Raw genomic sequence first — 14,868 nt, 5'->3', positions numbered from 1 at the left:
TTGCTACTGCTTTGGATGGACAAGAGAACGCTTAATACAAGCTGTTCAGGAAAATCAGCATCCAATTGACCATATACGAGAACAAGTTCAAGCTAATCGTTGTGGATGTGAGGTCAATAATCCCCAAGGAGCCTGTTGTTTGGGCAATGTCACTACATTCATTCGGAGCCTTGACAAGAGTTAGTCGCTTGTCATCTATTCAGCAACAATTCTTACGAAAAGAGAAGGAAGACGATATTCTGATGTAATTGATAACAATGTAGGTAACTTTGTGTCATTTATGTAGGCAACATTGTGTCATTGGACAGCTGTGCTGTAGATAACGCGAGCCGATTGAACACCGCTCATGCCCATTAGCAACGCAGCCCGCAATGATTCTAATCAAAGGTGGAGCATTCCTAGAGATTGCTGGAGCTTTGCATGTTATCGCTTTTGATAAAACATGAACCCTTAACGGAAGGGAATCCGCTCGGTCGCTTTTTCACGGGCAAGGATTTTCCAGTAATGGGGGGCTTGGTTCACACTGGAATCCCTGGAAACGACTTCGCCATCCAATGGAATTTTCTCTCCTGGTTTGACGATCATGATTTGACCAATGGAGACTTCGGCTACAGCTTTCCTAACTCATTTCCCACCTTCTTAACCCATACATCGGATGGAGATAAATCCATCAATCAACGAATGAATACGAAGTTTGGGCTTACGAGATGGAAGTGGAGATAGTTTATTACAGGTAAATGACGCATAGGAAGCGATTTGCCTTCTTTTCATGCTTAGTGAAAGAGCTACCCTCTTATACAAAAAGGGAAGATTAATGAAGCAACATTTATTCACTTTCTCCAATGTTCCCGAGGAACAAGGAAGACATGTAAATAGCTAAGAACATCGCGATCTAGGCAAGTTCTTAGCTATTTGTATTTTTTAGTTTGTAGTCGCTATCCTAACTTTTCTTTAGGGGTACCGCGTCCACTTTCCTTAGTTGATGCTACCTTTTTCTTTCCTTTGTTCATTTTAACGCTTTCTTGAAGCGCTTCTAATAGATCAACGACAACATTAGTTTCTTGAACGGGCTTCAAAACAATGTTTTGGCCGGCAATTTTAGACTGGATAGCGGCCAGTAATCTTTCTTGCTCCGGATTGGTATAAGAAGCTAAATCTGAAGTCCCTGACATGCCCTTAACGATCTGTAAGGCTAACTTCAACTGATTGGGATCGACTGAAATGTTGTTGGGGATGTTGGGAACATTCTCAGATGGTCTAATTTCATTCGCGTAGTACATGGTGGCCAATTGAATACAAGTTCCATCAATAGGTTTCAGTATACATAATTTTGTGCTAGAACGAAGCGTGAATTTGGCGATCGCCAGTCTTTTCGATGCCTCAAGGGCCTTAAGAAGTAAATAGTATGCATTACTCCCGTGATTATCAGGTCCAAGAAAATAAACCTTCTGAGTAAACATTAAATCCACTTGTTCTTCCTTCACAAAATCAATAATCCGTATCTGCTTGCTAGCATCTTCTTGAATTTGATCTAGCTCATTTTTTTCGAATGTTACATATTGATTTGTATCAAGTGGATAGCCTTTAATTAGATCTTCCGGTTCAACTGAGCTTTGACATGTGGGGCAATAACGCTGGTTTTTGATTGTGCCATGGCAGCTTTTGTGGAGAAGATGAAGAGCAATCTCTTTCTCCTCCGTGGCAGCATATAATTTAACCGGTATGTGAACTAATCCAAAACTGATAGCACCTTTCCATATCGTATGCATGGGAGCACCTCCTAAAGTTGCTAGTAAAAAGTCATTCCCATTAATTAAACAAATAAACCGCTTCTCCATTTATAGGATTGCGGTTTATTTGTTTTATTGATATCGTTCATTTTTCGAAAAATTCATTTAGCAATACATGAACCTTCCGTAGATCACTCTTTTTCAAAGATACTAGCGTGTCCATTAATTGATTTAACAAAGCGTCCTTCTCATTTAAAACGGACCTTTGATGTTTAGTATATACGAACAAATCAATAATCTGAACTTCAAGAGCATCGGCGATTTTCAGTAAATTTACTAATGTTATGTTTTTTTCAGCTCTTTCAACTCCACCAATATATGAAAAGTGAAAGCCAGCCTTCTCAGCAAGTTGCTCTTGCGACAATCCTTTTTGCTTTCGAATATCTCGGATTCGTTGTCCAATTTTCTGGATTATTGAAGTTTCCATGATTACACCTCTATATGTAAGTGTAAACAATGGAGCTGATGGGATACACGTATATATACATATCATAATATTAAAATGATATGTATACGTATTATTTTATGTTAAATGGTTATAGTGATTATTGAGTACATCAACTAGATAGGGAAAATGAAGACCATTCCTTTCAAGCTGATGTTTTGGAGAGCAATGGGTAAAATGCAAAAGAGGTGAGGGTGATGAGTAAATTGAATTTAACAATTATATTGGGACTAGCCACTGTCTCGAAGAATGGATTAGAGTTTAACGGGAAGATTTATACCAACGCTACAATGTTAAAATTCCATTGGTTTAAAACCGCTCAAATAGAGGGTCAGTGGGAAATACCGATTTTTTTCAACCCTTGTGACTTGACAGAAATTATGTTGTTTGACATTGATTCAATAACCTATGCAAACATTATTGAACCCTCAAGGAATGTTAACCCTGAGATGAAACAACTATATCATGATGCGATTAATTCTTTGAAAAAGAGATTGAAAGAGTCAAAAAAGAAATTATGAAATGTTGATTAAGTCTTGAATCGAAGTGTCTAATGCTTCTGCAAGTTGAAATAAAAAGTGGACTTGAATTCTTTGTCGCCCAGCCTCGATATTGGCAATTGATGGTCTAGAAATATTAAGTTTTAAACCAAGATCTTTTTGTGTGATGCCACGTGTCACCCGACTTGAACGAATATTGCCCCCAATTATTTTGTACCAATAGTCTTCATTCATTATTTTAACTCCTCTCTTAATCTACTAACTATAGTATTTCCAAAGAGAGAATTAATTAGTATATTTCTAAAAACATTTATGTGGTGGGTTTGGAATCCAAACTATAGGGAATAAGGATATTCAGAATAACGTAGAAGGGGGTTAAATATGAGAGTGCCTATAACTGTGCCTCGGAACAAAAGATACGGTAATAATTATTGGAATTCTGAAGGTCCTAAAGTAGAGATGCGGGAAGTCATTCTCTATAGTGACCTAGAGTTTGATCATTGGTTACTAGTGGAGACTAATCCTCTGGTAGAAATTTATTGTGAACAACATAAAGAAATAAGTTTTGTAATCGATGGAAAGTTACACACTTCAATCTTTGATATGTGGATCAAATATACGAATGGTGAGGAAGAATATACTGAAGTTAAATATGAAAATGAATTAGTTCCTACACATCCTAATTACACACGGAATATGCGACAAATCCAGGCACAGAAAGAATGGTGTGAACAGGAAGGTGTAGCTCATAAACTGATGACTGATAAGATAATCCGTGTTCATCCAATAGGTTTAGAAAACCGACTAAAGATGCTCTCAGCTGTTAAAGCTCAACATTCAAAAGAAAAAACGGAAGATATTTTAAAAAATATCTCCAGGTTTAAGCAAACAATCGGTTCTCTACATGAGCACATGAATGGGAAATACAACTTAGGCGACGTCATGGCTGCATGTTACTGGTTAACCTATACAGGTAAAACTCTCACGAATATTAATGACCAACTTTGGAGCTTGAGTACGGAGATATGGAGGGCTGAAACCGATGCGAATGATTGAAAAGGAAGGTCTTCTTACTGATCAGATTAATCCTGAATTTTGGCCTACAGTCGATGAATCGTCCTTGGAAGCAGATGATCTATTAATTTATCAACAGCGTAAAGAGGCTGTAATGCTGTATTTCAAAAGAGAAGCAAGCCAGATGAAGATTTATGAAATCACGAAAGTCAGTCCTCGAAATTTACGTCGCATAATCACTAGATGTATCTCTCGTGACCCAAATGGTGAAGCTTGGGGTTTCCGAGCATTAATACCAAACAAAACTACAAAGAACTATGCTTTAAACATGATGGATCGAAAACAAAATTCGTCTCGAAAATCTGGTGAATTTAAGTTGTTGCTTGAAAAATATCCTGATATTAAGGAATTGATCGACGATTTGTACCTTGGCCGGAAAAGAAGGTCACTCGAACCGGCTATGAAGCCCTTACATATTCACAAAAAATTTGTAGAGGCATGCAAAGAGAAAATGATTCCATTAAGTCAATATCCATTTAATACAGACCGTCTAGGGAGCCGTGCACTATATCGTTACCTCCGTCGATTGGGGCAAGATTACTTTGGTAAGGCAGCTTCGAGATATGGTCATGATGCTGAACAAAAAGCCAGAAATAGTGGTAGAGGGGAACAAAATCATCCAATTACCCGTACTCCTTATCAACAAGTTCAATTTGATGCACATCGAATTGATGGTGTTTTCTCGGTTGAGTTAGTGACACCTGAAGGGGAGACTGTTGTATTAATCCTGGAACGATTCTGGATTTTAACGATAATTGATGTCGCGACACGAAATGTCCTAGGGAAATACATTTCTTTAAATAAAGAATATAGTGCGAGTGATGTTATGATGTGCATTCGAGATGCCATTATGCCCCATGTACGTCCACAACTCACTATTGATGGCCTTACCTATAATGGTGATGGAGGATATCCATCTGAAATTTTCCCTGAGGCCCAATGGGCTGTGTTTGATGTGATTTGTTTTGATAATGCCAAGTCTCATTTAGCTAGCTTAGTAAAAGATCGATTACGGCAATTGCTCGGATGTACAACCAATCTAGGTCCTGTGGATTTACCTATGAGAAGAGGTATTATCGAACGATTCTTTCAAACCTTAGAGGAATCAGGGATTCATCGACTACCAAATACTAGCGGAAGTCATCCTAAAGATCCAAGAAGAACCGATCCAGAGAAAATGGCGATAAAGTATCACATCACCTTTGAACATTTGAAAGAACTGGTCGATGTACTGATTTCTAATTACAATGGAACGCCTCATGGTGGCATATACCATCAATCGCCATTGGAGTTATTAGGTAAACGGCTTGCGAACGGAATGATTCCACGACAGCTTGATGAAAATAACCGCAGCGGGTTATTGTTTCTTCAAACCACAATAAAAAGAACGGTAAGAGGTTCCTTAAAATCAGGGAAGAGACCTTACATTCAATTTGAGGGTGTGGAATATCGAAGTGATCGTCTTTCACAGAGCGCTCACTTGATAGGTTCAGAAATTTCCCTTCATGTAAATGTCGATGATCTTCGTACCATTCGTGCTTTTCATTCTGATGGTAGTGAAATCGGATATCTTACTGCAGCGGGGAAATGGTCCATTTCACCTCACACCTTACAGACTAGAAAGGCGATCAATCGCTTGGTAATACGCCGATTAATTCATCTTACACAGTGGGATGATCCGATTTTTGTTTACTACAGTTACAATATGAATTTAGCCAAGAGCGGTAATAAGAAGAGTGCCAACAAGGTAACCCAACTTGAAGAGGTAATCAAAGATTCCTTTCCTTTTATGGACGGTGTCTCAGAACGGGATGCAGCATTACAACATGCAGTTAAAGTGAATGAAGCACTGGACAAAGCAAGAAAAACCGTAAGAGATAACCAAGATCAACAATCCGGTAAGATGGAAGAGTTTCTTGCAAATTACAAGACCATTAATTCTAAATAACCTACTTACATTTCAATTTTTAGGAGGCCTAAAAATGGAAAGACCAAAACTGCCTCTGGGTACACATCCAGTTGAAATGGGCGGATACATCCTTCCTACTATGGAGGTAAAACGGTTAATGGAAAGATTGACAAGAGTTGTGATGAATCGTTTACCAGGAATGATTGTCTACGGAAGGCCACGAATTGGTAAAACGAAATCTGTTGAGTTTGCATTAAATTATCTGCCAACGCAGATAGGAGAGAACTTTCCTATATTGAGAACAAGGTGCAAAAGTTATCGAGTACCGACTGAAGAAAAGTTTTTTGGAGACATCCTTAGTGATTTTAAGTTCTCATTCCCTGCGAAACGAAGTCCGACCGCTATGCGACAACAAATTGTTAATTTAATGTTGGAGCAAGGAGAGAGATCAAAACTTCGGAGGGTTATGCTTGTTATTGATGAAGCTCAAAGATTGACTGAACTTCAATATAACTGGCTAATTGATATCTATAATGATTTGGATAGTGAAAAAATCAGTATGACGGTTATATGTGTTGGTCAGTCTGAGCTGATAGATCGAAGAACATATTTCCTTGAAACAAAAAAATCTCAAATCATTGGGCGATTTATGACAAATGAGCATGAGTTTTTTGGCATACGCACTTTGAAAGAAGTTGAGCATTGCCTAATGTGCTACGACGAAGTATCGGAATACCCAGAAAATAGCGGGTACACCTACACTCGCTATTTTTTTCCTGAAGCATTTAGTAAAGGATATCGACTGAAACAATGTGCTAAAGAGGTTTTTGACATTTTTAAAGATATTCGTAAGGAACATGGTTTATCCAAAAAAATGGAGATTCCTATGGAGTATTTTATATTTTCCATAGAGAATGCACTAAAGCTTAATGGAGCAACAGGAAGAGAAGTTGAATGGTTGACAACTAACCACTGGAAAGAGGCAATAAATAATTCGGGATATATAGAATCCGAAGTGTTTATGGCATTGGCATAGGAGGGAGGAACGATATGGTTGCTATATGGAGGAAGGAATGGATCAGGCCATACGAATCGGCTTGGTCCATTTTCGAAAAATTTAGTTATGCTAATGTCATCAATAGATATACCATTCTTAAGGTTGTTGGAAATGATGAAGTAAAATCAATCAAGAATATGCATGTTGGAAACCATTACAGAGATTTGTTAACGCTAAAGGGCTTTGATGAGAAGATATTAGAAAAGTACCTAAATGTGAATTTACATACACATACGAACCATACAATGAACGAACTGCTTCGTCCACTTGGACCAAACTTAGGGAATAGTCAAACTTGGTTTGCTCCACATTTACGATGGTGCCCTAGTTGCCTAAATCATGGTTATCATAGCCTGTTACATCAGTTTACTTTGTTTAAGAACTGTCCTATACATAGTGTAAAGCTTGCTGAGGAATGTCCCGTTTGTAAAGTAAAGATACCTTTTTTATTGAGTGATACTGTTATGGACAAAGCTTTTACTTGTAAGTGCGGCCACAAATATTCAAATCTACACTGGGACCAATGGATTAAGAACTTAACTATTAATGATCATCGTGTATACGATTGGATCAACAAAACTGATCGAGATATAAATAATGATCCAATAATTTATATCCCAAGTCATATTGATTTCGACGTTTTAAACAACCTAAAAAAGAAAGAGTTCGCAGAAGAATTTATAATTAGTAATATGAAGCAAGTTGGAAATATAATGGATGAGTCAGTTCTTTTCGAGGAAATTTTCATAGAGAATCGATTTATTTTTAAAGCAATTGATAAAAAAATCCAAAAATCACTCTGCCTACATAAACTTTGTATAAGGCGTTTGCAGTTACTTTTAAAAGAAGAGGGGGCAGATTTCCCGTCTATTTGTCCTTCTGCTTATTCCTATATATTCTGGAGACAATCGATTCTTGGGTCACCTTATTTTTATGGACATTTAAAAGGACTGAATAATACAGGGAGAGAAAAAAATGACTTTAACGCAATTTCCCCCTTGTATAAAGAAGAATTAAAGCAACTATATATAGCAGCTAAGGATACTCTCGCCCGTGAGATGATAACTGATACCAAACCTCTGAAATGGATTATTAATAAAGCTTCAGCATATTTGTATAGTCAACTCTTTATCAATTGGTTTAACTTCGCAGAAGAGGGTTCTAGTAATATACGAGTTCCTAGGGGAGAAGCTTTGAAAAAAATAATTCAGGAAGGTATGAACTTTGCGTTTGCTATTGAAAGAGACTATCAGGAACAAATCATCATTCGTTTCATTCCAGGAAGCAATCGTCAAATTGGACAAGATCACCAAGAATATGATAAAAATGAATGTAATCGTTTGAATAAAAGAGAGATTAGAATGCGTTCTTATATTCCTTTAGCTGTTTCAATGATGTCATTCGAAAACCAGGAAGCAAAGAAAAGAATGCAAATATATGTGGACCAGTATGTGGCGAAACTAAAATTATAGTGAGGTATCAATGATGACTTCTAAGAATTGAAGGAGGTTCACGGATATGAGAACAATCGTTATCTCAAATACCGAATAGCCATGGATATTATCGAACTTTTATGGAGTTTGTTTGATTAATTACGATTCAAAATGTGACAAGCTTGGAGAATATATTGATGAATGTCATTCATTTTTAGAATTTGTTTGGGAAATCCAACGTTTGACGAAAAATCTCGAGAGTCAGGGCAACAGGTGGAAATCATGATGGTTTTGACGATTAATAGGCAAAATGCAAGTATACGTGGTTCAGTATGTGGCGAAACTAAAATTATAGTGAGTTACATACAAAGGAGAATCCTGATGAAAAAAAATAAAATCCTGGCATCAATGAATCGATATGGTCATAATAAAGACGAAGCCAATATGGAGATATATCGCGAAGAAATAGCAAAAGATCGTTGGGATGTTCGTAATCTTGGGATACCTTTTAATACGACAAGAGCAGAATACTTTCTGACTTTTGAGAAAATAGATATTACATTTAGAGAGCTTATCAAAAAATATATACAGCATCGCTTGTTTGTTCAAGATTCAATAAAGTTCTCTACTGCTCGAAGTGAGGTTATGACGTTAGTTCCCTTCATAAAATTCATTGTGCTAAAAAATCCACACTGGGTAGATCTTAAGTCTCTTACACGAAATGATATTTGTGAATACTTTGAAAGTCTCAAAAACTCACCAATGAAAGGAAACAAATCCTCAAATTATAGAGTAAAGAAGCCCACTGATTATTTCATTTGGCGTATGATTGGTGGATTAGAGAATTTCCTTTATTATCTGCAACGATATGAGTGGGTAGAAGCACCAGGGGTACCAATCAGAAAATTGATTTATCAAGAAGATCGCCCAAAACTTAAACCGAAGAATGATGAGGATTATAAGCATGTGTCCGATTATGTTTGGGAACAGATTTTGGCAAACCTTGACCTTCTTGATGATCAGTATGCAACTATCCTTTTATTAATGGAAGCATCTGGATTCCGTTTAATTGACATCTTAAACTCGAATCAAGATTGTTTGATAGAAATTAATGATCAATACTGGGTACGGTCTGGTAGAAAAAACTCCAGATATGAATTTCCAATGGTACCTATTCAAAAGGATCTCGCAGAGTTAATGAAAACATATAGGAATAAAGTAAAAGAATTACTGGGAAAAGATCACCCTAATAAATTATTATTTATACGTTATAAAGGGAATAAGGGAGTTGGAAAACAAATTCTACAACTATCCTTTTTAAGGAGTCTAGATAGATTTGCAGAAAGAGCAAATATCACAGACGAGTCTGGAAATGTTTTTCATTTTACAGCCAATGGCTTCAAACATCGTTTCGGTTTGAAATTGATGAAAGCAGGATTAAATATGGCTCAAGTTCATCAGATGATTTCAAATGTCACCTCAGAAATGCCAATGATCTATGCAAGGAAAATTCAAAAAGAAATGCAAAGCTAAGAAAGACTGATCTTCAACTGTAGACTGACACAAATTACCCTACCATATAAACCTTGATTTCACGGTTTTTTTTGGTATTTGGTAGGGAACTTTGTGTCGAAAATTTGTGACACAAATTTCCCTACTCGATTAGAGAATGACACAAAACCACCTACTTGTTAGGAGTAATGACACAAATTTCCCTACTCGATCGGAGGGGCGAATAAAGTTTTTCACTTGGAATAGGATTTAAATACTCTTTGTGAAGATTCTGTTATTGTAGATGGAACATTCATAACTCTAATTTTATAGTGCACTTCTTTTAAATGATGTTGATTTACTCTTTATTTCAGTAATTTGATAATTTATTTTATAGTGGTTTCGATGATTGAGTATACGTATGATTAATAATGTGGACCGAAGTAGACCGGCGAGAATGCAATCAAGACAATACATTTGTATTTTTTATAATATATGAAGGACTGCTTAGTATCGCTATAAAAGAAAAGTGATTAACTACGGCGGCATTGCTAATTTGGCTATTGCTGTCGTTATTTTTTTTCACTCACTTGCCAAGGGAAGGTGAATGGGATTCCTCTTAAATCAACTATTGTTTTAGTAATTCTACTATATATTGCATAATTTTGAATCCATCGACATCCCCAGACTAGTACTTTATTTTTATAAACTCTGATATTACAACAACATTTATTTACATTCGATAAAAATAGTGGAAATTCGACACGCTAAAAACATCGTCAGACTTTGCTGACGATGTTTTGTTGTTATAACTACATAAAGATCCTCCCTTATGGGACTAAAGTTCGACAAAAAGGAGGTATATTCTTCCTTAATGAAGAATGTTTGAGTATGGAAGATGCTATCAGAGGGAACTAACATGAAATGATTAATAGATCCAAACAAAGATCTAGGAGTATCAACTACATCTAAAGTAGTTTTATTCTGAAATACCAGCAATATAGAAAGCTAACAGATGGGACATTATTTACATTTACGAATTTGGATATAGAGGATCAATGATTTTGTTCCACCTACATTACTACATAGAATAAATTTTTAACATAATATCATCTTATAATTAGGAGAATGAGTATGTATATTTCGAGTATTTCTATCGAGAACTTCCGAAACTTTAAGAGTAGTACATCTATAAACTTTAACGAGGGTATGAATGTAATTATAGGCCATAACAATTCTGGCAAATCAAATTTACTTAAAGCCTTAGAACTAGTTCTTAGTGTGAATTCACCTAAAAGGCTCTGTGTGGATGATTTTAACAAGGAAGTCACAGTTGATGATCTTAAGAAAAACTCCCCCAGAGTAACAATTTCAGTGATATTTACCGAATCCAAAAATGAAGATGAATTTTCAGAAGATTTAGTCACAGTAGCGAACTGGCTTATCGAGTTAAAAGAGCCTTATCAAGCAAAGTTGACTTACTCTTTTTATTTACCAGAAAAAGAAGAAGAAGAATATATTAATGCGATGAAATCTGAAAGCTCGATAAACATAGAAGACTACTGGCTCCTTATAAAACATAAGTTTTTAAGGAAGTATAAGTCTAATGTATACGGCGGGGATATTTTACTAAAGCAACTCGCTGACACAGAATCATTAAATAAAATTGATTTTCAGTTCATAGACGCAATTCGTGATGTTGAACGTGATTTATTTACTGGAAAAAACACTCTATTAAGAGATGTTATTGATTTTTTTATGGATTATGGAATAAAAAATAATGACCAAAAAAATAAAGATAAGAAAACACAACAAGAAGAAATCGAAAAATTAAAAAAAGACTTTTCTGTTAATGCAGCTGCTCTAATTAAAACCCTACAAGATCGAATGGAACATGGAAAAATCGAGATGTTAAGTTACGCCAAGGATACAGGAGCTTCTTTTGGTAATGCTGTGCCTGATTTTGATGGGAATATTTTAGATTCTGAACTTTATTCAGCTCTTAGATTAATTGTGAAATACGAAACTGGAATAACAATACCTGCCACTCACAATGGTTTGGGTTATAATAATCTGATTTATATGTCCTTGCTACTTGCTAAGATGCAAAAAGATGCTTCCGGTGATTATTTGGGAAGTAACGCTAAGACATTTCCTATTTTAGTAATTGAAGAACCTGAAGCTCATTTACATCCAGCAATGCAATATAAATTTTTAAAGTTTCTTAGGGAAAATGGTAAAAGTAAAGCAAGACAGATTATTATAACAACACATTCACCAAACATAACTTCAGCGGTTTCTTTAGATGAAATAATGTGCTTCCATCGAACTGATAAAAACCAACTGAATATTGCCTATTTGGGAAGAATTTTTGAGAACGATCCCAAAGGTAAAGCTTACATAGAAAGATTCTTGGATACAACTAAATCTGATATGTTGTTTGCAAAATCAGTGATTTTTGTTGAGGGACTAGCAGAACAATTAACAATGTCTATATTTGCTAAATATATTGGCCATGATTTAGAAGGTGATCACGTAGCTGTAATAAATGTTAATGGAAGATATTTCGATCACTTTCTCAAGCTTTTTGATACAAACCAAAAATTCACTCTACATAAAAAGGTAGCTTGTATTACAGATTTAGACCCTGTGAGAATAGAACTCAAAAACATATCAACAAGTTTTAGTGATGATTTGGATAAAAGTAATTTGGATGATGATACCAAATGCTTCCCTTTTGAATTGTATACAGATCCAGATAAATATAGATACTCCTCTTGTACTAATTCGTTAGTATATCAAGTTCAACCTTATAACATCCGTTGTTTTTCCCAGCAAATCGATCAAGGGAAAACCTTCGAATATTCTTTATGTTTTGAGAATCCTGGTTGTTCTTTAATTCTAAATAAAAACATGACAAATTATAAAGAACTCGTCGATTTATTTAATTTATTTAATACTGAAAAACCATTTGAGTCTATTCTAGAAAGGCTAGGAAAAAGAGGAGGATTACGTGCACGAATTACCGATGGTATTGATAAAAATACTGGGACTCAGAAAAAAGAACATGTTCTCGCTGCCAGATACCTTAGCTCTGTCAGTAAGGGGGAGAATGCTTATGAACTGGCATACAATATGAATCAAAATTTAGAAAGTGCTAATAAGATACCTTTTCAAGTTCCTCAATACATAAAGGATGCGATCGTATGGATTTCGAATTAATATCTGCCGACTCTACAATTCCAATTGAAACTCACTTTAAAGTCGTAGCAGGGCCCGGGGCTGGTAAAACAAGATTTCTAATAAACCATATTCAGAATATACTGCATCAATCTCAGCGACTAGGTCGAAATAAAAAAATAGCATGTATTACCTATACTAATACTGGCGTAGAAACTATTTTAAAAAGACTCCCTAATGGGCATGATCACGTCGAAGTATGTACTATTCATAGTTTTTTATTTCTGCATGTAGTAAAGCCATTCTTATCTTTAGTTAGTAAGAAACATAATATTAATATTCATAAAGTTAAGGGACCTAGTGAACACTTAATATCAGGTTTTTTTAAACAAAGTGGATTGGAATATAGATACAGACTATCTAACGTTGAAGTAACAAAGGAATCCTTTTGGTTTATTGATAATGATAATGTTTGTAAGCTTCACATCAAAGGCAGAAAAGCAGACATGCACGAAAACCTGTATAGATACAAACAGATGTTTTGGGAAAAGGGAATCCTTCATTATGAAGACATTCTAGCCCTATCATGGGAAATAATGATTTTAAATCCAGATGTTTTAAGAGTCATTCGTTCTAAATTCCCATATATTTTTATTGATGAGTTTCAAGACACATCTCCTATACAAACAAAAATCATAAAACTGATTGCAGAAAAAGAAACGATTATTGGAGTTATTGGAGATTCAGCTCAATCAATTTACAGTTTTCAAGGTTCTGATATTATACAATTTGAGGAATTCAATCTAGAAAACAATGTAAACTACAAGATGGAAGACAACCATAGAAGTACAGTACAGATCATAGATTTGTTAAATTCAATTCGACCTAATATTTTTCAAAAAAGCCCTAATAATAAACAAGGGAATTTGCCGACTATTCTTATCGGGCACCCCTTGAACGCAGTAAAATATATTGAAGATTCACTCAATCTCAATAGTGAAGAAGAACTTTATACACTCTCTTTTTCTAATAAAAGGGCTAATTCTATAAGAGATAAGATAGATTATACGGACAATATCAGATCCGAAACACTCGAATCTATTTTCACCAATAATGATAGCTCTAATGAACGAAGAAAAATCATAGTTCCCATTATTAAAGCAATAGAATATGCACGCCTTTCCAACTTTAAAAAAGCAATTCAGGAGATAAATAAGATTTCCAATCAAATAATCAATGAAAGAAAAGGATTGGAGATCATCCAGCAATTATTAACTGACTATAGCAAATTTAATGATCAACCAATCCAAAAACTATATGAGAAAATTTTGACTCTAAGCATCAATATACCTGTTATTTCCAAAAGGGAAATTCCAACAAAAATAGAGGAGTTCTATAAAAATAAGAAGTATTCAGAACTCGCTTTATTAATATCAAGCCAAGACATTGTTGGTAAAGATCGAACCATACATCAGGCAAAGGGAAATGAATTTGAGAATGTATTAGTGAATATTCTTCCGCATAAGCAAAATTACTCAGAAAAGAGAGAATTGGGATTTCTTTTAAATCCTGATGTGATTTCAAAAGAAGACCACCGAGTTTATTATGTGGCTGCAAGCAGAGCAAAGTCTAATCTGTTTTTTTGTGTACCAAGTTTGTCTCTAAATGCTACAAAAAAACTAAGCAAACTTTGCAAAATCCATCCTCTAACATAAGTCTTAGTAAATGCATTTACAAATTGTTGTCTAGCGATCGGACCGTAGTTAACCCTCATAAGCATACCATTCTAAGCGTGAGTCACTCCTTACGAGCAGGTAAGACCCCTTGAAGACCGACGAGGTAGATAGCTTGGAGGTGGAAGTGCGGCAATGCATGGAGCAACCAATACTAATCGCACTATGGCTTATCCAAAAAATAAAACACAGATTTGTTTAGGATTCAGTTTTCAGGTGATTACGCCTGTACACACCGAAATTCATTTAAACATCC

The 14,868-nt window shown here is 35.4% G+C and carries 12 protein-coding genes and 1 pseudogene; 10 read left to right on the top strand and 3 right to left on the bottom strand.

Annotated features, from left to right (window positions below; genetic code table 11):
* A pseudogene (locus CA598_RS32695) lies at nt 1-184 on the top strand (putative iron-sulfur cluster-binding metallochaperone); the annotation flags it as partial.
* A 236-nt stretch (nt 185-420) separates the two neighbouring features.
* Nucleotides 421-723 (top strand): hypothetical protein, encoded by a 303-nt coding sequence (locus CA598_RS33555; protein ID WP_280788238.1) that lies wholly within the window; start codon nt 421-423, stop codon nt 721-723.
* 212 nt (nt 724-935) lie between these two features.
* Here CA598_RS33555 and ku read toward each other — a convergent pair whose 3' ends face one another.
* Together ku and CA598_RS05875 are read right to left on the bottom strand one after the other, a co-directional pair.
* Nucleotides 936-1,769 (bottom strand): non-homologous end joining protein Ku, encoded by an 834-nt coding sequence (gene ku, locus CA598_RS05880; protein WP_179281708.1) that lies wholly within the window; start codon nt 1,767-1,769, stop codon nt 936-938.
* A 106-nt stretch (nt 1,770-1,875) separates the two neighbouring features.
* Complete coding sequence (locus tag CA598_RS05875; RefSeq protein WP_094873104.1) at nt 1,876-2,217, bottom strand: helix-turn-helix domain-containing protein; 342 nt, start codon at nt 2,215-2,217, stop codon at nt 1,876-1,878.
* A gap of 215 nt (nt 2,218-2,432) precedes the next feature.
* Between CA598_RS05875 and CA598_RS05870 the strand changes: the two genes are divergently transcribed.
* Nucleotides 2,433-2,756: a hypothetical protein gene (locus CA598_RS05870; RefSeq protein ID WP_094873103.1), complete on the top strand. Its 324-nt coding sequence runs from the start codon at nt 2,433-2,435 to the stop codon at nt 2,754-2,756.
* Here CA598_RS05870 and CA598_RS05865 read toward each other — a convergent pair.
* Nucleotides 2,751-2,969, bottom strand: coding sequence for a helix-turn-helix domain-containing protein (locus CA598_RS05865; protein ID WP_094873101.1), 219 nt, complete (start codon nt 2,967-2,969; stop codon nt 2,751-2,753). The two genes, CA598_RS05870 and CA598_RS05865, sit on opposite strands and share 6 nt — an antisense overlap.
* A 147-nt stretch (nt 2,970-3,116) precedes the next feature.
* Here CA598_RS05865 and CA598_RS05860 point away from each other — a divergent pair, with 147 nt between their 5' ends.
* The 7 genes from CA598_RS05860 to CA598_RS05830 all read left to right on the top strand — a co-directional run bounded on the left by CA598_RS05860 (nt 3,117) and on the right by CA598_RS05830 (nt 14,594).
* Nucleotides 3,117-3,791 (top strand): TnsA endonuclease N-terminal domain-containing protein, encoded by a 675-nt coding sequence (locus tag CA598_RS05860; protein ID WP_094873100.1) that lies wholly within the window; start codon nt 3,117-3,119, stop codon nt 3,789-3,791.
* A complete protein-coding gene (locus tag CA598_RS05855; RefSeq protein WP_094873098.1) occupies nt 3,778-5,757 on the top strand; it encodes a hypothetical protein in 1,980 nt (659 codons plus the stop codon). Before CA598_RS05860 ends, CA598_RS05855 begins: the two co-directional genes overlap by 14 nt.
* A 34-nt stretch (nt 5,758-5,791) precedes the next feature.
* Nucleotides 5,792-6,754 carry an AAA family ATPase gene (locus tag CA598_RS05850; RefSeq protein ID WP_094873097.1) on the top strand — a complete coding sequence of 321 codons (963 nt, stop codon included), beginning with the start codon at nt 5,792-5,794 and terminating at the stop codon, nt 6,752-6,754.
* 14 nt (nt 6,755-6,768) lie between these two features.
* A complete protein-coding gene (locus tag CA598_RS05845) occupies nt 6,769-8,247 on the top strand; it encodes a TniQ family protein (protein ID WP_094873095.1) in 1,479 nt (492 codons plus the stop codon).
* 342 nt (nt 8,248-8,589) lie between these two features.
* On the top strand, nt 8,590-9,741 hold the full coding sequence (locus CA598_RS05840; RefSeq protein WP_179281707.1) for a tyrosine-type recombinase/integrase: 1,152 nt from the start codon (nt 8,590-8,592) through the stop codon (nt 9,739-9,741).
* Between the two features lie 1,092 nt (nt 9,742-10,833).
* The gene (locus CA598_RS05835; protein WP_094873092.1) at nt 10,834-12,921 is read left to right on the top strand and encodes an ATP-dependent nuclease; all 2,088 of its coding nucleotides are present in this window, start codon (nt 10,834-10,836) and stop codon (nt 12,919-12,921) included.
* The gene (locus CA598_RS05830) at nt 12,906-14,594 is read left to right on the top strand and encodes a UvrD-helicase domain-containing protein (RefSeq protein WP_094875818.1); all 1,689 of its coding nucleotides are present in this window, start codon (nt 12,906-12,908) and stop codon (nt 14,592-14,594) included. The genes CA598_RS05835 and CA598_RS05830 overlap by 16 nt, the downstream gene beginning before the upstream one ends.
* Nucleotides 14,595-14,868: the final 274 nt, after the last annotated feature.

It is taken from the genome of Paenibacillus sp. VTT E-133291, from assembly GCF_002264395.1.
GTDB classification, from domain to species: Bacteria; Bacillota; Bacilli; order Paenibacillales; family Paenibacillaceae; genus Paenibacillus_AQ; species Paenibacillus_AQ nitricinens.
This window is presented reverse-complemented; position numbering and strand designations above follow the sequence as displayed.